Genomic DNA, 313 nt, shown 5'->3' with positions numbered 1-313 from the left:
CTCTGGCTGGGCTGGTAAAAAGGACGCCCTTGGGACGGAGTTCCCTCGGGCGCCAGGTGTCCCTTCCTCGGGTCGAGCGATCAGCCGTTGGGATAGTGCCCGCCGTCGGCGCCGTCGCCCATCAGGAAGCCGGTCCCGCTGTCGATGCGCAGCGCCTGGTCGACATTGTCGAGCCGGCGCAGCAAATCATGATACTGCGCAGCCGGTATCCTGCCGCGATCGGCGGCGGCGGTTTTCGCGGCGGCCTGGCTGATATGGGCGGCGCGCATATGCAGCGTCTGCGCCTCGGCCTGCGTGATCGTGTTGTCCTGCC

At 67.7% G+C, this 313-nt stretch carries 1 pseudogene; it reads right to left on the bottom strand.

From position 1 onward, the window contains the following. Window positions 1-80: 80 nt before the first annotated feature. Window positions 81-313: pseudogene (locus EN807_RS34070) on the bottom strand (hypothetical protein); the annotation flags it as partial.

The organism is Mesorhizobium sp. M5C.F.Ca.ET.164.01.1.1, assembly GCF_004792125.1.
Classification (GTDB): Bacteria; Pseudomonadota; Alphaproteobacteria; order Rhizobiales; family Rhizobiaceae; genus Mesorhizobium; species Mesorhizobium wenxiniae.
The sequence above is the reverse complement of the archived record's forward strand: the minus strand, read 5'-3'. Positions and strand labels throughout refer to the sequence as shown.